Origin of the sequence: Gilliamella sp. Pas-s25 (assembly GCF_009795885.1) — a bacterium.
In the GTDB taxonomy this organism is placed as follows: domain Bacteria; phylum Pseudomonadota; class Gammaproteobacteria; order Enterobacterales; family Orbaceae; genus Gilliamella.
On sequence record NZ_WTEV01000038.1, the window covers coordinates 1 to 21091 of the forward strand.

Annotated in this window: 26 protein-coding genes and 1 pseudogene; 24 read left to right on the forward strand and 3 right to left on the reverse strand. The window is 36.8% G+C overall.

Annotated elements, in window-relative coordinates; genetic code table 11:
- Positions 1-103: 103 nt before the first annotated feature.
- Together GQ593_RS12145 and GQ593_RS12150 are read right to left on the reverse strand one after the other, a co-directional pair.
- On the reverse strand, positions 104-283 hold the full coding sequence (locus GQ593_RS12145) for a ribbon-helix-helix protein, CopG family (protein ID WP_160432270.1): 180 nt from the start codon (positions 281-283) through the stop codon (positions 104-106).
- A gap of 387 nt (positions 284-670) precedes the next feature.
- Entirely contained in the window at positions 671-859 is a 189-nt protein-coding gene (locus GQ593_RS12150) for a ribbon-helix-helix protein, CopG family (protein WP_065606366.1), read from the reverse strand.
- A 512-nt stretch (positions 860-1371) separates the two neighbouring features.
- Here GQ593_RS12150 and GQ593_RS12155 point away from each other — a divergent pair.
- The 7 genes from GQ593_RS12155 (at position 1372) to GQ593_RS12180 (ending at position 4146) form a co-directional block, all read left to right on the forward strand.
- Positions 1372-1899, forward strand: coding sequence for a hypothetical protein (locus GQ593_RS12155; RefSeq protein WP_160432271.1), 528 nt, complete (start codon positions 1372-1374; stop codon positions 1897-1899).
- A 5-nt stretch (positions 1900-1904) separates the two neighbouring features.
- Positions 1905-2363, forward strand: a complete 459-nt coding sequence (locus GQ593_RS12160) for a type II toxin-antitoxin system YafO family toxin (protein WP_160432272.1) — start codon at positions 1905-1907, stop codon at positions 2361-2363.
- A gap of 206 nt (positions 2364-2569) precedes the next feature.
- Positions 2570-2878, forward strand: coding sequence for a phage holin family protein (locus GQ593_RS12165; protein ID WP_065609598.1), 309 nt, complete (start codon positions 2570-2572; stop codon positions 2876-2878).
- Positions 2878-3258 (forward strand): DUF5675 family protein, encoded by a 381-nt coding sequence (locus GQ593_RS12170; RefSeq protein WP_160432273.1) that lies wholly within the window; start codon positions 2878-2880, stop codon positions 3256-3258. The genes GQ593_RS12165 and GQ593_RS12170 overlap by 1 nt, the downstream gene beginning before the upstream one ends.
- Positions 3251-3610: a hypothetical protein gene (locus GQ593_RS12175; RefSeq protein ID WP_160432274.1), complete on the forward strand. Its 360-nt coding sequence runs from the start codon at positions 3251-3253 to the stop codon at positions 3608-3610. Before GQ593_RS12170 ends, GQ593_RS12175 begins: the two co-directional genes overlap by 8 nt.
- On the forward strand, positions 3507-3743 hold the full coding sequence (gene lysC / locus GQ593_RS14320; protein WP_442903618.1) for an Rz1-like lysis system protein LysC: 237 nt from the start codon (positions 3507-3509) through the stop codon (positions 3741-3743). The genes GQ593_RS12175 and lysC overlap by 104 nt, the downstream gene beginning before the upstream one ends.
- A gap of 1 nt (position 3744) precedes the next feature.
- Complete coding sequence (locus tag GQ593_RS12180; RefSeq protein ID WP_160432275.1) at positions 3745-4146, forward strand: hypothetical protein; 402 nt, start codon at positions 3745-3747, stop codon at positions 4144-4146.
- A 100-nt stretch (positions 4147-4246) separates the two neighbouring features.
- Here GQ593_RS12180 and GQ593_RS12185 read toward each other — a convergent pair whose 3' ends face one another.
- The gene (locus GQ593_RS12185) at positions 4247-4744 is read right to left on the reverse strand and encodes a hypothetical protein (RefSeq protein WP_160432276.1); all 498 of its coding nucleotides are present in this window, start codon (positions 4742-4744) and stop codon (positions 4247-4249) included.
- A gap of 147 nt (positions 4745-4891) precedes the next feature.
- On the opposite strand from GQ593_RS12185, the gene GQ593_RS12190 reads away from it, so the two are divergent.
- From GQ593_RS12190 to GQ593_RS12270, 17 genes and pseudogenes are all read left to right on the forward strand, one after another.
- On the forward strand, positions 4892-5494 hold the full coding sequence (locus GQ593_RS12190) for a hypothetical protein (RefSeq protein ID WP_160432277.1): 603 nt from the start codon (positions 4892-4894) through the stop codon (positions 5492-5494).
- Positions 5494-6993: a terminase gene (locus GQ593_RS12195; protein ID WP_160432278.1), complete on the forward strand. Its 1500-nt coding sequence runs from the start codon at positions 5494-5496 to the stop codon at positions 6991-6993. The genes GQ593_RS12190 and GQ593_RS12195 overlap by 1 nt, the downstream gene beginning before the upstream one ends.
- Before the next feature lie 3 nt (positions 6994-6996).
- Positions 6997-8376 carry a DUF4055 domain-containing protein gene (locus GQ593_RS12200; protein WP_160432279.1) on the forward strand — a complete coding sequence of 460 codons (1380 nt, stop codon included), beginning with the start codon at positions 6997-6999 and terminating at the stop codon, positions 8374-8376.
- Positions 8373-9431: pseudogene (locus GQ593_RS14325) on the forward strand (hypothetical protein); the annotation flags it as partial. The gene GQ593_RS12200 and the pseudogene GQ593_RS14325, both read left to right, overlap by 4 nt.
- Positions 9432-10083: 652 nt before the next feature.
- On the forward strand, positions 10084-10269 hold the full coding sequence (locus GQ593_RS12210) for a hypothetical protein (RefSeq protein ID WP_160432280.1): 186 nt from the start codon (positions 10084-10086) through the stop codon (positions 10267-10269).
- A 117-nt stretch (positions 10270-10386) separates the two neighbouring features.
- Entirely contained in the window at positions 10387-11148 is a 762-nt protein-coding gene (locus GQ593_RS12215) for a DUF6651 domain-containing protein (protein WP_160432281.1), read from the forward strand.
- Between the two features lie 16 nt (positions 11149-11164).
- Positions 11165-12301 carry a P22 phage major capsid protein family protein gene (locus GQ593_RS12220; protein ID WP_160432282.1) on the forward strand — a complete coding sequence of 379 codons (1137 nt, stop codon included), beginning with the start codon at positions 11165-11167 and terminating at the stop codon, positions 12299-12301.
- Positions 12302-12334: 33 nt separating this feature from the next.
- Positions 12335-12499 (forward strand): hypothetical protein, encoded by a 165-nt coding sequence (locus tag GQ593_RS12225; RefSeq protein WP_160432283.1) that lies wholly within the window; start codon positions 12335-12337, stop codon positions 12497-12499.
- Between the two features lie 8 nt (positions 12500-12507).
- The gene (locus GQ593_RS12230; RefSeq protein WP_160432284.1) at positions 12508-12990 is read left to right on the forward strand and encodes a DnaT-like ssDNA-binding protein; all 483 of its coding nucleotides are present in this window, start codon (positions 12508-12510) and stop codon (positions 12988-12990) included.
- Position 12991: 1 nt separating this feature from the next.
- Positions 12992-13351, forward strand: coding sequence for a hypothetical protein (locus tag GQ593_RS12235; protein WP_160432285.1), 360 nt, complete (start codon positions 12992-12994; stop codon positions 13349-13351).
- Positions 13348-13806 carry a hypothetical protein gene (locus GQ593_RS12240; protein ID WP_160432286.1) on the forward strand — a complete coding sequence of 153 codons (459 nt, stop codon included), beginning with the start codon at positions 13348-13350 and terminating at the stop codon, positions 13804-13806. The genes GQ593_RS12235 and GQ593_RS12240 overlap by 4 nt, the downstream gene beginning before the upstream one ends.
- A gap of 3 nt (positions 13807-13809) precedes the next feature.
- On the forward strand, positions 13810-15345 hold the full coding sequence (locus tag GQ593_RS12245) for a phage tail tube protein (protein WP_160432287.1): 1536 nt from the start codon (positions 13810-13812) through the stop codon (positions 15343-15345).
- A 43-nt stretch (positions 15346-15388) separates the two neighbouring features.
- Positions 15389-15808 (forward strand): hypothetical protein, encoded by a 420-nt coding sequence (locus GQ593_RS12250; protein ID WP_160432288.1) that lies wholly within the window; start codon positions 15389-15391, stop codon positions 15806-15808.
- Between the two features lie 26 nt (positions 15809-15834).
- Positions 15835-16140, forward strand: a complete 306-nt coding sequence (locus GQ593_RS12255; RefSeq protein ID WP_160432289.1) for a phage tail assembly chaperone — start codon at positions 15835-15837, stop codon at positions 16138-16140.
- On the forward strand, positions 16137-16541 hold the full coding sequence (locus GQ593_RS12260; RefSeq protein ID WP_160432290.1) for a hypothetical protein: 405 nt from the start codon (positions 16137-16139) through the stop codon (positions 16539-16541). Before GQ593_RS12255 ends, GQ593_RS12260 begins: the two co-directional genes overlap by 4 nt.
- Before the next feature lies 1 nt (position 16542).
- Entirely contained in the window at positions 16543-19812 is a 3270-nt protein-coding gene (locus GQ593_RS12265) for a tape measure protein (RefSeq protein ID WP_160432291.1), read from the forward strand.
- Between the two features lie 64 nt (positions 19813-19876).
- The gene (locus GQ593_RS12270; protein WP_160432292.1) at positions 19877-20266 is read left to right on the forward strand and encodes a hypothetical protein; all 390 of its coding nucleotides are present in this window, start codon (positions 19877-19879) and stop codon (positions 20264-20266) included.
- The last annotated feature ends 825 nt before the right edge of the window (positions 20267-21091 follow it).

The window sequence follows — 21091 nt, forward strand, 5'->3', positions numbered from 1 at the left end:
AAATCCAAATTAAAAATCTTATTTATGGTTTAAATAAAAAAATAAACCCCGAATTATATCGAGGTTTGTCATCAATCTGAAGCCTCAATTAAGAGGCTTTTTATTAAAGTGATTTTCTGTACATTAAGATCGCTTCTTCAATGATCTTACTTTGTGATTTTTCAGTCTTGGCACTTAATTCTATTATTAAGTCGATAATCTCAATAGGCAGTTTGTATCCTTTTGATTTTACGCCACGTTTTTCATCACTTTTCTTTTGAATTACAGCTCTTGATAATGCCATATAATCACCTTGATTATTTTAAGTTAAATTGTTATATTTAAGGTCATCGGCAGGGCTTTCGCCCCGCCTTTGATTGGTTAATAAACTGAGAAGCTCAAGCTTACTAAAACCAAGAGAAGTAAGATCTGGTACATCTTGTTTCTCCCTTAAGCCCCCCATCGAAAGCTGGGGGTTTACTTTATCAACGGTTTGTTGATGCTTATAATTATAGTCGCACCTACTATAAAGTCAACACCATTTACCTAAAAAATTTAATTTTTTATAGATTTTGTGGTTATTTTTAAATGGATTTTATGAAAAGTTATTTATTATATTAATAGAAATAATTCCGGGTAATGATAATAAGTTTGTTACTCAACAGTGCAAATAGTTAGATATAAGCCTCAATTAAGAGGCTTTTTTGTTATCAAGATAGAATTTAACAGCATCAACAATAAGTTGAGCTTGGGGTATATCTAAGCTTTTACTTGCCTGTTCAATTAATGCGATATCTTCAACGTGTAGTTTGAAACCTTTTACTTTAACTCCTCGTTTTTGGTCACTTTTTGCTTGAATTTCTGTTATTGATTTTGCCATAAAATCACCTTGATTTATTAAGTGTCAATTGATATATTTAAGGTCATCGGAGAGGTTTCCCTCTCCTTTGAACTACTTTAGAATGCTGGCGAGCTTATCAAAAGTAGCAGAATTAAAATGAGTATTTTGAACTTCATTTTACTTCTCCTTAAGCCCTCGTCTTAGGTCGGGGGTTTACCTTATCAAGTCCCTCACTTGATGGTTATTATTATAGGTTAACCTATAATAAAAGTCAACATTATTTATTTAAAAATTTTAATTTTTTATAGATTTTGTGGTTATTTTTAAATGGATTTTATGAAAAGTTATTTATTCTATTAATAGAATAAATTCAGGGTAATGATAGTAAATTTGTTACTCAACAGTGTAAATAATAGATCAAGCTAATTTAGTTTATTGTGATTTGTTTACTAAAAGATAAACAAATTGTTGTATTGTTAGATAGAGTTGATTATAATTTTTTCATTATTCCTAAGGAATTTTTCATCAATTCTAATTGTGGCAATATAATAATGAAGAGTAAAGTAGCAGTTGCGGTATTGTTATCTACGAGTTTAGTCTCTTTGAATTCAGCTGCGTCTGGAGCTATGGCTTTGTCCTCCCAGTATCAAACAAAAAGTGAAATTAACCACGAAGATATTAAAATGATAAATTTAAAAAATAAAGTAATCAATTATTTTAATATTGACTTGGTTAAAACATTGAAAGATTCAGAAAATATTTTATATGAAATAACTGATGATTTTTCCTGTGATTTTATAAAAAATTATGACTTTTCTGCAATGCTAAAAAATTTAGTTTCTGTGGAGTCCTCAGCTTTTACATTTATAAATAATAATTTAATTACAAAGATGGATATTAAAGATTCACTTCGCTTAATATTGTCTTTGAAAAATAAAATTACAAGAATAATGCAAATAAGGGATTCACTTGATGTGGTTCCAACTTATTATAATAGTGGAATAAATACAACTCATATTTTATCGTTAGCAAACAATACAACTAATAAATTATTAAGCGAAATCAAAAACAAGGCTTAGTAATCATGGTTGATGTTATAATTTTAGAGGAAGCCAGATATTTATTTGCTGATACATTTATAGAATTCCCTAATTTTGAAAATCAATTAATTAGTGTTTTTAAAGAATATATAGAAAGTAATCGAACAAAAGTGCCTGATATTTTTGGACGTGATGTTCCGTATAGACAACCAAACAGGCTCTATGAGCTAAATGTTCAACATATTCATTTAAAGTTGCCTCCAAACCGATTCCCAAAGAACCAGCCCCAATATTATAGATGCAACGCCACTAGAGAGCCTAATAAGGATATTTTTCTTGTTTATGTTATTTCAGATTTTAATCCTAAGAGATTTGCGCTGTTAGCAATATTAAGACCACATGCTCATAAGAAAAGTAAAGAAAGAAGAATATTAAATTTATTTTGTCAATTGGCTGAAAAATATCAAGAACAAGAATTCGAGTTATATTGTGCAACTGATTAGCCCACGAGATATTTAACATTCACCGCTTAATTGCGGTTTTTTTATATCCAAATTTACCCCTACGCCACTTTCTAATAATTCACTAACGATTGATTTATAGATACGCTCGGGGTCTTCTACAGAATCGACAGCAAAGCTAGACACGCGCACATAACTAACAATAGCTAGTACGCTGTCACATCATTAACTAACAAGAAGATTTAATTATGCCGATAAAAGACCCTGATAATGTCAACTGGGTTGTTGTCATTTATCTATTTATTATTACATCACTCGGCTCATTAGCTAGCTATTGCTACCATGTGCTGAATGGCGACAAATTCAATATTTGGGGGTTGATTGCTCAGATATTTATCTCAACGTTCGCTGGTGCTTTGGTTGTGTTGGCCGCAAGTTATTTTAATTGGCAATTCGAATTTGCTGGCGGTGTAGCTGGTTTAGCTGGTTGGTCTGGCGCTACTCTTATTAAAGCGCTGGAGGAGCGACTAATTAAAAAAGCGAAAGGAGAAGATTAATGAAGCTAACAAGATTAAAAACAAGTGAGCGCGGTACGTTTGGTAAAATACAATTGCCGTCGGGTGCGGTTTTGTCAACTTTAGAGCTACCGTGGCTAAATAATCAACGTCAGATTTCATGTATTCCAGCTTCTATATATCAATGTAACATCGTTAATTCACCAAAATTTGGTCGAGTATATCAAGTTAAAGACGTTCCTAATCGTTCCCATATTTTGATCCATGCAGGTAATTGGACTAAGGATACACAGGGCTGTATTTTAGTCGGCATGAGTAATAACGATACACAATTATTTGAAAGTAGAAAGGCGTTAAATTTGCTGATGAACGAACTTAACGGACAATCATTCAAATTGGAAGTTATAGAAGCTTATGAATAAGGCAAACGCAAAAGGCATAGCATTAATCATTGCCGCTTTTGTCTTTGCTGTCTATCTCGGTTACAGCAATTATCAAGAGAAGAAACGGCTACAAAAAGATAAAGCTGAACTATCTAAAGAAATCGAACAGTTGAACCAGAGCATTGCTAAAAACAATCAAATCATAGCAGATAATGAGCAAAGTAAACGCGAGCTAGAAAACCAATCGCTAGAACGGCAGGAGCGAATCAATGAGCAACTTAAAAATAATGACTGTGCTAATCAGTTTGTGCCTGTGTCTGTTTCTAACAGCTTGTACAACAGAGCGAAAAGTTTACGTCAATCGACCGATACCAGCAAATTTACTCAGTGATTGCCTGCCAAATTTACCACGTAAATCAATGACTTTCGGCGATAGTCTCAGGTATAACGAGCATTTGCTAAATGTTATTGAAAAGTGTAATGCAGATAAAAGGGCGATAAATCTAATCAACAATGGGAAATAAAATGCTTGAGTTAAATCTCACAACGGTGACAGGAAGGGAAATATCTTTTGTTCATTATTCATCGTACGGACCGCCAAGCGAGAGAGTGAAAGAAAATGGCGTATATTCAATGGATAAATCATTGTTCTTGTCTCGTGAGTTTTACAAGATTATTCGCTATACAGAGAGCACAAGAGAATGCGACGATCCAATAGTGCCGGCTGGCAAGAAATTGTATGATGTGTATATTTATTCAATCTTGGATAAGAAAGAAACAAAATACACACTCATGTATAACAATGATGATGATTTAAAAGAAAAGCTAAAGTTAAGCATTGAGCAAAAAAATCTCTCAATGATTGAATTGCGAAAACAATTGAGGTTGCGTCGTAATAGCTTAACTCGATCGGCTGTTTATAAATAACTATTCACTTTTACCGCATAAACTATAAAAATCCTGGGCGGTTATAAAAAATAACTGCATATTTAATCAAATTAATGTGATTGTTTGGTTTGATTCCATACTATTCACTAGCGGTTTCAGCTTCATCTCCAATAAGCCATGCCCAAATTTTTTTGGAAGGTCTTTTATTTTGTCGAAAACATTCTATTAACTTTTTTAGTTTGTTGTACGTGTCAATGGATAATATATATTCATATCTACCCTCAATGCTAGGGTTAGATACATCAGTAAGCAAGAACGCTAAATCATTAAGTTTCACTGGTGGACAAAGATACAACTGATCTCCCACCCATTGTTGAGTCGTTTCACGATGAAGTCCATTTGGGTTGGTGACCCATGACATGGGTAATAATTCTTTATCTGTTTCTTTATCTGTTTCTTCATATATTTCTTTTAAAGTTAAATGCTTTTGTATTGTACCTGTATTTGTTTTTAATAAAACTGCATGACAAACGTTATTTGCTATTTTATCTAAATACTTTAACGCTGTTTCGTCAGAATATGCTTTTAAGACTATATTAAGAATGGCATTTGTTCTATTTATTTGATTTTCAGACATTGTATTAACCTCTTAGTAAAATTAGAAAAATCTTATTAAGATAGATTAGGGTAATAATAAAGATATCAATAGAAATTTACGGGTTTAACTCATTTATGTGAGCCAGATCACATTTAATTTAAACAAAATCAAATTTAAGGAAAGATTATGAAAAAGCCAGACTGGGAGGCTATCGAATCAGCCTACAGGGCTGGGTTGCTATCTATAAGAGAAATAGCAAGCAAAAACGGGATAACCGACGGAGCTATCAGGAAAAGAGCAAAAAAAGAAAATTGGTCCAGAGACTTATCAGAAAAGATTAAAAATAAATCTGATGAATTGGTACGCACTAAAGAGGTACGCACAAAAGTACGCACGGAAAACTCATTATCAGAAAGGGTATTAATTGAAGCTAACGCCGAAGTAATAGCTAATATCCGAATGGAACACCGAGGCGATATTCGTAAAGCTCGTAATATTGCTAATGCTTTGTTTGAGGAGCTTGGTACTGAATGCGTTGATATAGAAGCATTCAAAAAACTTGGTGAGCTATTAGCAAATCCAGACCAGAACGGCAGGGACAAACTCAATGAAGTTTATATGGCCGTCATATCCATACCTGAAAGGGTGAAATCAATGAAAGCATTAAGTGAAACGTTGAAAAATTTAATCACTTTAGAGCGTCAAGCTTATAACATTGATGACACACCAAAAGATAATTCAGTTGGCCAACTTTCGGATTTAATGGATAAACTATCACAGGAGGGTTAATGTTATCTCCTGGTCATTTAAAAAAACTCAGCAATAAGCTTTGGCGTTTAAATAATCTCTACTACATCACGGATAAAGCAGGCAAACAAATTCGCTTCACAATGACCCCTGAACAGCTTGAATACTTCGAGAGTATGCATACAAGGAATATAATATTAAAAGCTCGTCAATTAGGGTTTACTACCGAAGTATGTATTATTCAGTTAGATGCCGCTTTATTTGAATCAGCTAAATGTGCTTTGATTGCTCACACTTTAAATGATGCTAAAAGATTATTTAGAGAAAAAGTCAAATATGCTTATGACAGACTACCCGAAGAAATAAAACAAGCCAACCCTGCTAGTAATGATGCGGCTGGTGAGTTGGTCTTTAAAAAAGGCGGTTCGCTTTATGTATCAACTTCATTCCGTGGTGGTACATTGCGTTACTTACATGTTTCTGAGTTTGGTAAGATTTGTGCTAAGTTTCCTGATAAAGCTAAGGAAATCGTCACAGGTGCTTTTGAGGCGGTTGCTACCGGTTGTTTCATTACCATCGAAAGTACAGCTGAGGGTAAAAGTGGTTATTTTTACGATTACTGTAATACAGCTGAAAAAGCCCATATTCAAGGAAAACCATTATCATCACTTGATTGGAAATTCTTCTTTTTCTCTTGGTGGAAAAATCCGCTCTATGCGATAGAGCCAGTTGAACAATTACCGTCTAGATTAGAGGAATATTTTAGCGAGATAAAAGCTAAGTACGGTATCAACTTGACCGAACAACAAAAAGCTTGGTATCACGCTAAAGAGAAAACGCTTGGTGATGATATGAAGCGTGAATATCCATCTATTCCAAGTGAAGCCTTTGAGCAATCAATCGAGGGTGCTTACTATGCAAGGCAATTCAGAGAACTATACAAAGAAAAACGCATTACCGTACTACCTGATAATAGCCATTTACCAGTTTATACCTATTGGGACTTGGGTGTTGGTGATTCAACCGCTATTTGGTTTGTGCGCAAAGTGGGTGAAGAATTTCACATCATCGACTACTACGAAAATAGTGGCGAGGGTCTCAGGCACTACATGAAGGTCCTAAAAGACAAATCACAAAATCTTGGCTATGAATATGCTGAGCATTGGGCACCGCACGATATTGATAATCGTGAATTATCGGGTGATGGTAAGAGCCGTAAACAGATAGCAAAAGAAGGCTATGAAATTGACGGTGAGAAATACAGCATTAAGTTTAATGTAGCTCCTAAGCTTAGTGTTGATGATGGCATCGAATCAGTTCGTGAAATTCTTCCTCTTTGTGCATTTGATTCAAGTAAATGCGAACAAGGTATTGCTAATTTAGAAGCCTATCGAAAAGCATGGGACGATAAAAACGGCTGTTGGCGAGATAAACCGCTTCATGACCACACATCGCACGGCGCGGATGCGTTTAGATATTTTGCCGTGGCTAATCGAAATAAACACAAACCAAGTGGCAAAATTACACAACTACGGATATAAATTATGGCAGACATTTCAACTCCAAATCTTGATTACAACAACATGATCGAAGCGTGGGATATTAACGACGCGCTAATGGGTGGAACGCTAAACATGAGAAAGCTGGGCGAGCAGTACTTGCCTAAGTGGGTTAATGAAGAGCGAGATTCATATAAAAAACGTCTACAAGTGGCCACGTTACTTCCTGCTTACGAAGAAACAATTAAACAAAATGTAGGTCGAGTTTTTGCCTCACCAATTAAATTGAGCGATACAGTGCCTGCTAAATTGATTGAGTTTGCAAAAGATATTGATCTTGAAGGGACTTGTCTTGACGTGTGGGCGCAAGAATTTTTTAGCATTGCAATGCAATATGGTTTAGCGCATGCTTTAGTTGATTACCCTAGAATCAATAAAGAGGTCAGAACAAAAGCCGAGGAAAACGAAATCGGTGCTCGTCCTTATGTTGTAATGCTTAATCCTCGCCAAATTATTGGCTGGAAATCAAAAAATGAGGGTGGGAAAGTTGTGCTCACTGAATTGCGCATTAAAGAAAATATCATTATAGATAAAGATCATTACGGCCAATCTAGAATTGAGCAAATACGACACATTGAAATCGGGCGTGAATCAATATGGCGACAAGATAGTGAAAATAAACAATGGGCATTGCATGAAGAGTGGGAAACATCAAGAAAAAAAATCGCACTTGTAACACTCTACACTAAAAAAACCGGGTTTATGAGAGGAACTCCACCATTGCTTAATCTTGCTTTACTTAATATTAAGCACTGGCAAAGTCAAAGTGAACAAGACAACATCTTACATGTAGCAAGAGTGCCAATTCTGACCGCGTTTGGGCTTGAAGATGGTGCTGAATTAACAATCGGTAGTTCCTGCGCTACAAAATTCGATGATAGAAACCGTCAGGGGCTTGAATACGTCGAGCACTCGGGTGTTTCAGTGAATGCCGGTAAAGAATCACTTGCTGAGTTAGTAGAGCAAATGCGGTTAGCTGGAGCTAAATTGCTTCGTGATCAAAACACGTCAACAAAATCGATTGACCAAACTCAAGAAGAAAAAATGCAAGCCAATTCGCCATTATTCACCATGGCGGCCTCTCTCGAAAATTCACTAGATAATATATTAGATTTGATGGCTGAGTGGATAGGTTTACAAAATGACGGCAATGTTGATGTAATTACCGAGGTTGAACTTGCTAGAAAAAAAATCGACGCTACTGGCGCATTAGCCATTCAATCGTTACGACAGTCTGGTGATATTCGCGATGTTGATGCTGTTGTCGCTTATCAACGTCTGGGGTTAATCAATGCTGATATGAAGCCAGAGGATGTTATTCAAGAGCTAAAAGATTCAGAGCCTAATTTGCTGGGTAATTTATGACAATCAATAAAAAACTTCGCAATGAAGCAATTTATCACCGCGTTAATCTAGTTGGTTATGAGCATAACTTAATAAGAGAATCACTTAAACTACTAAATGTTGTTGATAAACAGCTCACAGCTCAATTGTATATTGCGTTAGATGATTTATCTTCTAGCGAATTTAAAATATCACGACTTGAATCAATGCTCAGTAGTGTTAAGTCATTAAATTCATTTTCTGATTATCTCTTTGGTGAATTGAATGCATTTAGTGAATATGAGAGTAATTATCAATATTCACTGTTTGAATCGTTATTACCGGATATTGTTAAAGCTAAATACTCTTTAATGCAGATATCGCCCAATCAGTTATTTGCGGTGGTAAAAGCAAAACCATTTCAAGGGCGATTATTGTCTGAATGGGTAAGCAATATCGAAGATGACAGACTTAAACGTGTTACCAATGCCGTTAGAACTGGTTATGTAACTGGTGAAACCACTGAACAGATTATTAGAAAGGTGAGAGGCACGAAAAAGAACAATTATAAAGATGGCGTTTTAGAAATAAGCAAGAGAAACGTATCATCATTAATTCGCTCTGCTGTATCTCACACAGCCGCCGTTTCTCGTGATGAGTTCGGAAAGGCTAATAGCGATTTAATAAAAGGCAAGCAATGGTTATCTACGCTTGATACTAGTACTACGCCGATGTGTATTATTCGTGATTTAAAACAGTATACATTAGATAACCAGCCTATCGGTCATGATATTCCATACGGTGACGGACCGGGTAAATTACATTTTTGTTGTCGGTCTGTTGAATCGTTTATACTAAAAAGCTATCGAGAACTAGGGATCGACATTGATGAAGTACCGACAGGCACAAGAGCATCAATGGATGGTCAAGTTCCTGCTAAAACATCTTATCTTGAGTGGCTAAAAACGCAATCACAAGAAAGACAAGAGCAAATCTTAGGAGCAGAAAGAGCGAGGTTATTACGAAATGGGGAAATTGAGCCAGAAAAGTTTTTTACTCATGATGGGCACTTATTAACAATTGAAGAGTTAAACAATCAAATTAATGGTCAACTTTCAAACTTAAGAACAGTTGAAAAAGTTGAGAATTGGATGCAAAGAAAAAGTATAGCTGCTAATGTTAAATTTCCGAAAGATATATCTCTCGAAAGTGCTAAAGATGTTGCTGAAATATCAGAAGATATTATTAAAAGGTTCAATTTATCAAAACTCTCTTGGCTAGGAACAAAAGATAAATTTTCGGAAACTGCGGCTGGTGCTTATAATTTATCCCAAAACTCAATTCACATGGGGCAATGGATGTTAGACCCAAGCGAATGGGAGGCAATTGCAGAAAACGCCGCCATGCTAGGGTTTAAAGATATGGCCATTTATGAAATTGATTTATCTCCAGATAAAAAACAGCTAGCACGGATAATTGCTAACTTGGATGTTTTACCTTACGCATCAGTTCAAAGCATAAAAGGAACAATAGCGCACGAATTCGGGCACTATCTATATTATCAAGATGAGAAGTATTTATCTAAAATCACTCAAATTGCATATAATAACAAATGGGCGCATGTGCTAAGTTATTATTCTTCTGATTCAAATGAAGAGCTTTTTTCTGAAAGCTTTGCTTTGTATATGCTTGGCGATACTGAATCAAGAAAGAGAATTCATCCTTTAATACTAGAATGGTTAATAAAACATGACAAACGATAATCTAAGAAAGGTCCACGCTTTAATTCAAAAACAGCCGTGGGATGATGACATCTTAGTGGAGATACAAAAGTTAATTGATAACGAGCCAAATTTAGCCATTAAACGCATGATGGCTATGAGCATGAGTGCAATTACCAATAAAATGGAAAACAGCAAAACAATAGATAAATAAATATTTATGAACATCTACAAGGTCGCTATATGCGACCTTTTTTATTTTATGCCGCAAAGTGGATGCGAAGCGGTGCAACGGTTGGAAAACCATTAACAGTCGGAAGACGGAGAACTTATGAAATTAAAAACAATTGATGTCAATGGCACAACTTATGCGGTTATCGAAAACGGCAATCCTGTTTATGTACATGATGACGGAAAGGAAATTCCTTTTGATGCTGTAGTCTCACTTAACAAAATTTCAGCTTTAAATGGTGAAGCGAAAGCGCATCGTGAAGCTAAAGAAAAAGTTGAAGCGGAGTTAAAAAAGTTTGCCAACATCACCGATCCTGCAAAAGCTATTGAGGCTTTGGACATTGTTACCAAGTTAGATCAGAAAAAGTTAATTGACGCTGGCGAGGTAGACAAAGTTAAAGCTGAAATCACTAAGGTATATCAAACGCAAGTTGATACAGCGAAAGCCGAAAGTGAAGCGTTAAAATCGCAACTTTATAACGAAATGATTGGCGGACGATTTAATAGTTCGAAATACATTAAGGATAAAGTGGCTATTCCACCTGATTTTGTACAGTCACGATTTGGTTCATCTTTCAAGATTGAAGATGGCAAAGTCGTCGCTTACGATCCGTCCGGGAATAAGATTTATTCACGTGCTAAACCTGGTGAAATCGCTGAATTCGATGAAGCGTTAGAGTTTCTTATTGATAACTATCCGCAAAAAGACTACATCCTTAAAGCCTCAGGCAATCAAGGTGGAGGCGCGCAACAAAGCCGACACCAAGCAGGACAAAAAACAATGAAACGTTCGTTTTTTGATGCTCTCGGTCCATTAGAGAAGCAAGCTGCACTAAAAGATAGCGTACGAATAACAGACTAACGGAGAATATATTTATATGTCTAATACTTTAACAAACCTTATTCCTACAATTTACACCGCGCTTGACGTCGTATCTCGTGAACAAGTTGGTTTTATTCCTGCCGTTGCGCGTGATACAAAAGCTGATGGTGCTGCAAAAGGGCAAACCGTAACAGCTCATGTTACACCTGCTGCACAATTAGTTGACATTAACCCTGCAGCGACCGCACCAAACGACGGTGACCAAAATATCGGTACTGTTAATGTTGAGATCACGAAATCAAAAATGGCACCAGTAAAATGGAATGGTGAGGAACAATTAGCAATTGGTCCAACAGGGCAATACAACAAAATCTTAGCCGACCAGCTCGCGCAGGGATTTAGAGCTTTATCTAATGAGATTGATTCCGATTTAGGTGGCTTATTTTTCGGTACTTCGCGAGCTGCAGGTACAGAAGGTACTACACCGTTTGGTGAAAAAGACGACTTAAGTGATTTTTCAGAAGCACTTAAAATTCTTGAAGATAACGGTGCGCCTCGTTCTGATTTGCAAATGGTTCTTGGTTCAGATGCAATGGCTAAAATTCGGGGCAAGCAATCGGTATTATTCAAAAATAACGAAGCTGGTACTGATGAACTTTTACGTAACGGTATTATTGGTCGCGTTGAAGGATTCAATATTCACACCTCAGCAGGTGTTAAACGCGTTAAATCGAGCAACGCTACCGGCTATTTAGTTAATGGAGCAAAATCCGAGGGTGATCGTATCATCGCCGTTGATACAGGAAACGGAGCATTCAATGTTGGCGATATAGTGACTTTTGCAGGTGACACTAATAAGTATATTGTCGCTGCTGCAAGTGCTAGTTCTATTACGCTTTGCGAACCCGGATTACGTAAAGATTTAGCGGATAATACAGCCATTACCGTTGGTGGTGACTATGTGGCCAACATGGCATTTGACCGCGGAGCATTTTTACTCGCTTGTCGTACGCCAGCAATGCCGCTAGGTGGTGATAGCGCAGATGACGTAATGAATGTAACAGATCCAGTGTCTGGTATTACATTCCAAATTGCGTTATATCGACAATACAAACAAATCCGTTACGAAATTGGTCTAGCGTGGGGCGTTAAATCTATTGCACCTCGTCACGCGGCACTTATTTTGGGTTAATAACAGGGGCTTTATGCCCCTTTTGGAGTAAAAATGGCTAAGAAAAAAGACACTAATGAAGTAGACGCTGTTAATACAGAAGAACAAAAAAATACTGTCACAATGTTAAACCCTGTAGTTGATGCTGAACCTCATGAAGCCGAGGTACACTCTGATATGGTAAAACACTGGGAGCAAGACGGCTGGAAAGTTAAGTAGGTGAAAATATGCTTAATACTGATATTAACTCAGATGGGTTTAACAGTTATGCATCTGTTGATGATTGCAGGCAGTTTGCAATAAACAGGGGACTATCGATTCCGAACGATGACGCTCAGATCATTATCTTACTCAACAACGCCATGGATTATTTGGAAACATTAAATTGGAAAGGAAATCCTACCGATAAAGCGCAACCTTTATCATGGCCGCGAAAGGATATCATCAAAGATTCGCGTGAAATCTCCAGTAATTCAATACCTAGGCAAATTATTGATGCGCAATGTTATTTAGCTATTCATTCTAATGATATCGATTTTTTACCAGTTATCCCCGGTGGAAAAGAGGTATTAAGTGAATCGATTGCAGGGGCTGTAAGCATCACTTACGCGCCTAAATCTAAAAACGATTTACCAAAACTGCCTTTTATTAATCGTCTTTTGAATGGTTTTTGTTATTCCAGTAACACGGCCAAAATATGCAGGGGGTAGCATGTCATTTTATTTGCGAGCAAAAAAAACGGCAACACGGCTAATTGATAAGTTTGGTCAACAAGTTGAGGTTACCAGAACTGTTGCAATTCCATCGGCTGACGAATGGAAAAGCGATAGAGTGGAAATAAAAACTTTTAACGCCGTTATGATATTTATTTCTGGTGGTAATGAGCGATATTTTGAGTGGTTAAACACTGAAATAACAGAGGACAGCGATATTGTTCTAATCCCTGCTAGTAGTTACGTTCCAGAAAAAAACGACAAAATCAAAAAGGGAGGTAAGCAATTTACAATAGAAAAAGTAAAAACATTAGCTCCAGCTGATGTTGAATTGCTTTATATGGCGGTGCTTGTATGACAACAAATTACGAAGAAGCCCATGATTTAATTAAATCAATTTTTGTTAAAAAGTGGGCCAAAAAGGCGGAAAACGAAATCGGTTATAAGCCGACGATCATCTGGCAGGGTAAAGATGAACTTACTAAACTAGACAAAGATAAGTGTTTTTGTCGATTTTCTGTGTGGACAGCTAAAGAGACCCAAACGACGCTTGGCTGTAATGATTTGGATGTTGAAACTTGGCGTCATCGCTATAGAACTGACGGTTATTTAATGGTGCAGATTTTTGCCCCTAAGTCAGCACTCAATGGGGGTGAATTATCACGATCTCTCGCTGTTTTAGCGCGAGATATTTATAGACATATTGATGGTCCAGTTAAATTTATCAACGGTAGAATTCAAGAGCTTGATAGTGAGCAGGGTTTTTATCGAACAAACACAATTGTAGATTTCACTTATGATGAGATAGGCTAAAAAATGACATGTAAAAATAAAACAATTGATAGTAATGTGGCGGGACTATACATCGCCAAAGAGGAATGCCTCAAAATTTTACCTGCCAACCCGATTTGGCATGGTGTAGAGGTTAATAGTTATAGTGATTTAGGCGGTTCGACAACGTTATTACAGCGTGAAACCATCAACCCGTCGCGACAAAATCAGAAAGGCAAAATAGTTGATTTGGATGCAAACGCAGGTTTTTCTCTAGATTTTACGAAAAATATTTTAACTTGGTTGATGCAGGGGTTTATGTTTGCCGACGCAAGACAGAAGTTTACAACCAAGCCATTAGATGGTGCCCGAAATAAGATCACTAGCATTAGTCTTGATAGTTACAATCTTGAATCTGCATGCGCAAACCCACCAGCTAAGGGCGTGATAGTTTTAGTCTCAGGCTGTAATAAGCACAAAAATAATGGCGTTAAAGTTGTTACAAGCGCAACAGCTAACGCGATAACAGTAAACGATGTGTTATCAGAAGATACCACTGCAAACGATAATGCGAAAATAACCGCCGTTGGTTTTAAATTTCAAGCCGGCAAGTGTTCGATTGTGGCCAATGCTGATGAACTTCCGCAATTAGTTACCACAGGCACAAACCTAAACAGCCTTAATTTAACGCTTGGTGAATGGATTTTTCTTGGTGGTGATGCTACTAGTTCATCCTTTAAAAACAATAAAGGGTGGGCGCGTATAACTGCGATAACCGACAATTCAATCACGTTTGATGATACTGATTTTGAACCAGTCAATGAAACGAGTAGAAATCTTGAATTAGAGGTTTACTTTGGAACAGTTATTAAAAATGAAAGCCAACAAGATTTAATTAAAAAACGTTCTTATTGTATCGAACGCACGCTTGGAGATGATGGTAACGGTTTGCAGGCTCAATATGTAACGGGTGCGGTAGCAAACGAAATTAAATTCAATTTATCAACGGCAAAATACATTACCTGCGATTTAAGTTATGTTGCATGTAATTCATTAAGCAGAAAGGGCGGTAACCGATTAGATGGTGTGCGATTAGCAGCAGATAAAAGCGAGGCTTACAATACAACATCAAATATTTATCGTCAAAAATTGAGTGTCATTGATAAAACATCATCAACGCCAAAGGCTTTATTTGCGTATGTAACAGATTCTAACCTGTCAATTAGTAACGGTGTTACAGGTATCAAGGCTTTAGGTATTTTGGGTAGCTTTGATGTTTCTGTAGGTAATTTCAATGTGACGGGATCACTCACGGCGTTCTTCTCTTCTGTTGATGCTATCGAGGCGATTAGAAATAACGCTGATATTGGTTTCTCTGCTATTTTAGCATCGAATAATGCTGGTGCTATTTTTGATATTCCGTTACTTGCTTTGAGTGGAGGCATTCCAAATGTTGAAAAAGACCAAAAAATCACAATACCTCTCGAAAAAACTGGGGCAGAAAACAAACACGGTTACACTATGATGTACCAGTCGTTTGAGTATTTACCTGATATTGCAATGCCGGTCATTAACGATTAATAACCACAAAGCCTCGATTGAGGCTTTTTTATTGGAGAAAAAAATGAGTTTATTTGAACAATTTGAAACAGACAAAACGAAAGAGCAAGACGGTGTGCCCGTTGAATATGTGGCCAATTGTGATGGCACTATTCCTACATTTTATATTGCTAGAATCGGCGGTGCTAATTCTAAATATTCATTGTTAATTAAAAAACTAACAAAACAGTATAAACGACAAATTCAGCTAGACGCATTACCTGAGGAGAAGCTCATTGAAATCTCGATCAAGGCATTTTCAGAAGGTGCGCTACGAGGTTGGGATAACATTCAAGATAGAAAAGGCAAAAATATTCCATTTTCTATTGAAAATGCCTGTGACCTATTCAAACAGCTACCCGATTTATTTGCTGATTTAGTATCGCAAGCAAACGATCTCGATTTATATAAGTCGGTGCAAATCGAGGAAGACATAAAAAACTAATCGACGTCCTTGAATACCAATTAGACATGGGCGAAGAAGACGAAAATCTAATCAGAATGGCTAAGCAAATGGGACGAGATGTTCCAGACAAAATAAAAAATAAACCGCAATTAAGTGATGATTTAATTTTTTATTATCAGGCATTCATCGATTTAGATACGACGCGCACTCACAATATGTCGCCAACACCAATATCTTGGCTATCAATTATTGAGTATGCGCGCTTTCACAATCTTAACGATGAAGATACCAACGAGCTGATTCAAATTATTAGAGCGATGGATCGCGTTAACCTAAAACATGTCGAGCAAGCATTCAAGGACAAAACATGAAACTGACTGATATTTCAAATTTTATCAATAATGAAATTACGAAGCGTACAAATAATCAGACGATAAAAGCAACATTAGCGGTTGTAGAGGAGTTAACGGATATTACGCCAGTTGACACCTCAAATGCTATGTCTAACTGGCAAGTGTCCATAAACGGGCAAATCACTGACCAAAGTGTTGCTTTTTATTTAGGCTCTAAGGGTTCAACCAAACATCTTAGTAAAATGGCGGTTGTGAACTCGGCGCTTAATGCGCTGAAAGAGCGGAAATTAGGTGACACCATTTATATACAAAACAATGCACCGTATATAAACAAATTGGACGAAGGTAGCTCACAGCAATTTGCAGGCGGTTTTATTCCAAAAGCGCTAATCATTTTTAGAAGTGAGTTAAGGAGCTAATATGTCAAGCGAATCAATTGTTATCACGGTATCCGATAACATTGCAAGTTCAATATCAACGAAATTAGATAATATCGCCTCGTCAGCAGAAAGAGCACAAAAACATCTAGAATTAATGAAGAAGATTCTAAAAAGTTTTAATGACGATCCACTAAAAAAATATCTAAAATCAATGTTTAGCTTCAGTGACATGTTAAAAGCCGCGGCAAGCGGAGCGACAACATTTAACAACTCACTGAACGATACAAACAGTACGATAAAAAAGGCGATTGGGCTTAATGCTGAATATACTAATCAACTAAAAAATATGCGAACTAGCATTGTTGACGTTAATAATGCATCAATTAATGCAACTAGCAATCAGCGGAGGTTTGCAGAAGAACTTAAGCACACATCTTCTGTGGCAAACACCTTTAGCCGAGTATTAAAAACATTATTTGGATTTATGAGGGTTAGAGCATTTGTAACTTCAATCGCTTCATTGACAGACTTCAAAGCACGCTTAGATGATACGACAGGTTCGGCAGAGGCAGGTTATGCTGCTATGAAGCGGTTAATGACACTGGCTAAAGGGACGTATTCAAGCTTTGATCAGACCGCAGAAAGTTTCTTATCTAATGCCACCGCATTAAAGGAGCTTGGTTATAGCACTAATCAGCAGCTAATGTATACCGAATCGTTAAATAATGCGCTCGTTGCTTCATCGATTAAAGGGGAGCACGCTGCTAGTGAAATGTACGCACTCCAAAAAGCCATGATGCTGGGTAAGTTATCTGGATTAGAGTTAATGACGGTTGTGAAAAATGGCGGCTACGTTGTCGATGTTCTAGCAAAACAACTCGGCATTACAGCAGGGAAACTACAAGAAGCAGGTCAGCAAGGTAGAATCACGTCAGATGTGATTATGCAAGCCTTTTTGAACTATCATGACTTCTTACAGCAAAAAGCTAATGATATGCCCAAACAAATTCTTGATGCGCTTACCAACATAAAAACAGGCATTCAGGAGTTTATTTTTGGGGCTGATAGTGCGACTGGCGCAAGTAGCAAACTCACACAAGCTCTTTTGTGGTTATCTGAAAATATCAAAAATGCAGCAGCAGCATTAACCGTTCTGGGTACAGGCTACATTGCTGCAGCATTATATCATGCGTTATTTATTAAATCGGTAAATGTGGGCAACAAAACAGTGACAAAAGCTGCTGCGGCAGTAATGCGGTTAAATTTGGCGTTACTAGCAAACCCAATAGGTGCAATAATTGTTGCAATCACAGCGGTTATTGCTGCGCTAACATTATTCTCTGATGAAATCAAACTGACAGAAGACGGTACAGTATCATTAAAAGACCTAGCGATTACGGTTTGGGGAGATATTAAAGATGGTATCACAAGTGCAATTAAGGGAATGAAAGGCGCTTGGGATTCGTTCGTTAATATTGTTAACGACAAACTCAGTGATATACCGTTCACTGTTAACGATATTTTTCAATCTATTATTGACACAGTTAAGCTTTGCATTAATACCGTTATTAGAATGGCAATGACGCAATTTGCCATTTTATCATTCGCTTTTAATAATATGGGGAGCGCATGGGAAATTGTCTGGAACGGCATGAAAAACTTAGCTATCGATATTATTGAATCAGTTCTTAACTCATGGCAGCTTCTTTTTAAGGGGTGCGCTACTGTGTTATCGTATTTCAATGAAGAAGCAGCGAAATCGCTACTTGAAAAAGTTGATTCGATGACAATAAAATTTGATAGAGCTGAATTGAGTTCGCAAGCTAAAGATGACCTAGAAAAACTTGAAAAAGAATTAAAACAAATTTCTGAAACTAACTATGTGGGACTTGCTGGCGGATTACTTAATGAAAAAATAGAGAAAACACGTAGAAGAAAAATTGCCGAAGAAACAGCACTGTATCCGTTGCAGGGCGATACAAATACCTCGGCAGCGATAAAGCATGTTAAGGAACTAGCATCGGAGCATGATAAGTTATTGAATTCACTTAAACCAATGCGAGGTGCGTTGCAGGAATATAACAAAGGCTTGATCGAATTAGATACTATGTATAAACAAGGCTCTCTTTCAGCAAGTGAGTACAGCGAATACATCACTTTGCTTGAAAATAAATACAAAGAATCGATAGATCCGCTTGGTTATTATAACAAGGAATTGAACAGGCAATGGGATCTAATGAAACTCTCATCAGAACAACGAACGATAGAAAATGAACTCTATCGTGTTAGTCAAGACATGATGAGCAAGGGCTTAGTGCTGTCTAAAGCGCAAAATGACGAGTTAAGAACTAAAATCGCATTGAATGAAAAATACGTGCGAATTCTTGCTATAAAAGACTCACTGGAAAGTAATTCTCAGTTCAGAAAAAATCAAGATTTTTCTGATTTGGTGAGTGCGTTAAGTGAGTTAAAAGATAGCAAAAATTTTGCTTATAACGACTTAATCAATGCGCTTAATACTGATAGCAAAAGCCCTTTTGCTGGTATGTTCGAGGGAACGTGGGAGCTAATGAGTGCGCAAATCTCACAATTCCAAAGAATGTACGAGCAAATAAATGTGCTCACTGAGCAGTTTAACTTAGATCAGTCAACAGCAGCATCACTCAGAGCGCAAGTTTGGGCTAAACAGAACGATATTATTTTAAGTCAGGCAAATAACTTCTTCGAACAAATGGCTCAAATGCAAAACTCAAACAACGCCACAATGGCGCGAATTGGTAAAGCAGCAGCTATTGCTCAGGCGGTGATTAACACCTATCAAGCAGCTAATGCTGCTTATGCTGCTATGGCAGGAATTCCTTATGTTGGACCTGCTTTGGGGGCAACAGCAGCGGCAGCAGCTATTGCAGCAGGGATGGCTAATGTTGCAGCGATTCGATCACAACCAACAGGATTTATGACAGGTGGTTATACGGGCGATATAGCAAGAGATCAGATCGCAGGTGTGGTACACGGTCAAGAATTCGTCATGAACGCAGCAGCAACTCAGCGCATCGGTGTAAGCAATTTGGAAGCGCTACAACGTGGTGATATGAGCGGTTTACAACGTCCGCAGGTCGTTAATAACTACTCACATTCAACAACACAAGACAGCGCACCGCAAACCGTGTCACCAATCATTAATATAGCATTGGTGAGTGATCACGAATCAGCGGAAGAATGGCTATCAACGCAAGAAGGAGTTAAACAAATCATGCAAATAAATAGAGATAATGGGGAGGAGCTAGCAACGATTGTGAATGCGTCTTAGATGTTAACTTTTCAATCAATCCTTGTTAATATAATTGTGTATACATATTAACAAGGATTAGGAAATGAAAAAATTTTTAAAATGGGTTTTTATTATACTTTTTGTTATACCAGCTTGTGTTGGTATTTTGAAAGGAATATTTGGGGATAAAACAATATCAGAAAATACCAAAACGAGTAAGCCTAAAAATTATCCAAAAGAATGCGAGGGGTTTGAATTAACATCAAAAGAGCTACTTGTGATCGGAGATAGTTTTATTTACAAAAAAAATGGTGATAGTTACGAAAAAATAGTAAATGAGAAAGTAAGTAAAGGGTTAGGAAGCAAGGAATATATTTCAGTAAGTGGAGGCACAACCGTTATAGAGGAGTGTATTGATGGCGATTATTCGTGGGTTAGGATAACTGAGCCTGATTGGTTAGTGAACACCGGTAAAATCATCTATTTTAGATAAAGGTCAGACGCTTGATAATCCTTATGATCGTAAAGTAAATAGTAAAATTGCGTCAGAAAATTTCACCGCTAAAGATTATCCAGATTTAAGCAAAAGACTAGGAGATAGATTTAAACAGCTAGGAAAGATAAATTACGAGTATGCAAAAAAATTAGCCGATAAAAATACATGTAATTACATATATGGGGTAATTAATAACTCAAATAGTACAAAAAATAATATATCGTTCACATTCCTTTGTGGTAAGGATAATTATATTGATGCTGATGAGAAAACATTAAATAATGATTTAGATGCAGTTAAAACAAGAGCCCAATCTGTTATACCAAGAGATGAAGCGATTAAGTATTGTGTCAACATGATTAAACAAAAATCGAATGAGTTGGGTAAAATAGATATATATTTATTAACAGGCACATCATATAGGGCTGTTGAATCAACGGGATCGTCTCAGGCGTTCGTTACGTTTAGCATAGAGAATACATTAGGTGTAAAACGTAAATTCAAAGCGCTATGTACTTTTGATGGAGTAGATAAAAAACAATATATTGATATAATTGATGCTAATTAGCTGCTGTTATAAACAAAGCTCTTTGTGAGTTTATTTTTTTGTCTTGTTTTCTAGATTAATTTCAACATTAATCGTCTTTGCTAGAATGTTCACCGCTTTAGAAATGGGGTCAAACAAGCTATTGATAAAGCGTGGAACAACAAACAAATTTGTGGTTATTAATTCTTAATTAATAGGGCGTGTTGATCTTTCGTGATTATTTTTTAGACGGCATGATGTGAGTTATAATAATTCTGCAAAAAACAACCATAACT

Excerpts from the sequence above, each read along its gene's own strand:
- GQ593_RS12220 (WP_160432282.1), top strand. The coding sequence starts at position 11,165 with ATGTCTAATACTTTAACAAACCTTATTCCTACAATTTACACCGCGCTT.
- GQ593_RS12170 (WP_160432273.1), top strand. The coding sequence starts at position 2,878 with ATGAAGCTAACAAGATTAAAAACAAGTGAGCGCGGTACGTTTGGTAAA.
- GQ593_RS12175 (WP_160432274.1), top strand. The coding sequence starts at position 3,251 with ATGAATAAGGCAAACGCAAAAGGCATAGCATTAATCATTGCCGCTTTT.
- GQ593_RS12150 (WP_065606366.1), bottom strand. The coding sequence starts at position 859 with ATGGCAAAATCAATAACAGAAATTCAAGCAAAAAGTGACCAAAAACGA.
- GQ593_RS12265 (WP_160432291.1), top strand. The coding sequence starts at position 16,543 with ATGTCAAGCGAATCAATTGTTATCACGGTATCCGATAACATTGCAAGT.
- GQ593_RS12245 (WP_160432287.1), top strand. The coding sequence starts at position 13,810 with ATGACATGTAAAAATAAAACAATTGATAGTAATGTGGCGGGACTATAC.
- GQ593_RS12215 (WP_160432281.1), top strand. The coding sequence starts at position 10,387 with ATGAAATTAAAAACAATTGATGTCAATGGCACAACTTATGCGGTTATC.
- GQ593_RS12145 (WP_160432270.1), bottom strand. The coding sequence starts at position 283 with ATGGCATTATCAAGAGCTGTAATTCAAAAGAAAAGTGATGAAAAACGT.
- lysC (WP_442903618.1), top strand. The coding sequence starts at position 3,507 with ATGACTGTGCTAATCAGTTTGTGCCTGTGTCTGTTTCTAACAGCTTGT.
- GQ593_RS12270 (WP_160432292.1), top strand. The coding sequence starts at position 19,877 with ATGAAAAAATTTTTAAAATGGGTTTTTATTATACTTTTTGTTATACCA.
- GQ593_RS12260 (WP_160432290.1), top strand. The coding sequence starts at position 16,137 with ATGAAACTGACTGATATTTCAAATTTTATCAATAATGAAATTACGAAG.
- GQ593_RS12155 (WP_160432271.1), top strand. The coding sequence starts at position 1,372 with ATGAAGAGTAAAGTAGCAGTTGCGGTATTGTTATCTACGAGTTTAGTC.
- GQ593_RS12235 (WP_160432285.1), top strand. The coding sequence starts at position 12,992 with ATGTCATTTTATTTGCGAGCAAAAAAAACGGCAACACGGCTAATTGAT.
- GQ593_RS12195 (WP_160432278.1), top strand. The coding sequence starts at position 5,494 with ATGTTATCTCCTGGTCATTTAAAAAAACTCAGCAATAAGCTTTGGCGT.
- GQ593_RS12180 (WP_160432275.1), top strand. The coding sequence starts at position 3,745 with ATGCTTGAGTTAAATCTCACAACGGTGACAGGAAGGGAAATATCTTTT.
- GQ593_RS12190 (WP_160432277.1), top strand. The coding sequence starts at position 4,892 with ATGAAAAAGCCAGACTGGGAGGCTATCGAATCAGCCTACAGGGCTGGG.
- GQ593_RS12200 (WP_160432279.1), top strand. The coding sequence starts at position 6,997 with ATGGCAGACATTTCAACTCCAAATCTTGATTACAACAACATGATCGAA.
- GQ593_RS12230 (WP_160432284.1), top strand. The coding sequence starts at position 12,508 with ATGCTTAATACTGATATTAACTCAGATGGGTTTAACAGTTATGCATCT.
- GQ593_RS12210 (WP_160432280.1), top strand. The coding sequence starts at position 10,084 with ATGACAAACGATAATCTAAGAAAGGTCCACGCTTTAATTCAAAAACAG.
- GQ593_RS12165 (WP_065609598.1), top strand. The coding sequence starts at position 2,570 with ATGCCGATAAAAGACCCTGATAATGTCAACTGGGTTGTTGTCATTTAT.
- GQ593_RS12185 (WP_160432276.1), bottom strand. The coding sequence starts at position 4,744 with ATGTCTGAAAATCAAATAAATAGAACAAATGCCATTCTTAATATAGTC.
- GQ593_RS12225 (WP_160432283.1), top strand. The coding sequence starts at position 12,335 with ATGGCTAAGAAAAAAGACACTAATGAAGTAGACGCTGTTAATACAGAA.
- GQ593_RS12240 (WP_160432286.1), top strand. The coding sequence starts at position 13,348 with ATGACAACAAATTACGAAGAAGCCCATGATTTAATTAAATCAATTTTT.
- GQ593_RS12255 (WP_160432289.1), top strand. The coding sequence starts at position 15,835 with ATGGGCGAAGAAGACGAAAATCTAATCAGAATGGCTAAGCAAATGGGA.
- GQ593_RS12250 (WP_160432288.1), top strand. The coding sequence starts at position 15,389 with ATGAGTTTATTTGAACAATTTGAAACAGACAAAACGAAAGAGCAAGAC.
- GQ593_RS12160 (WP_160432272.1), top strand. The coding sequence starts at position 1,905 with ATGGTTGATGTTATAATTTTAGAGGAAGCCAGATATTTATTTGCTGAT.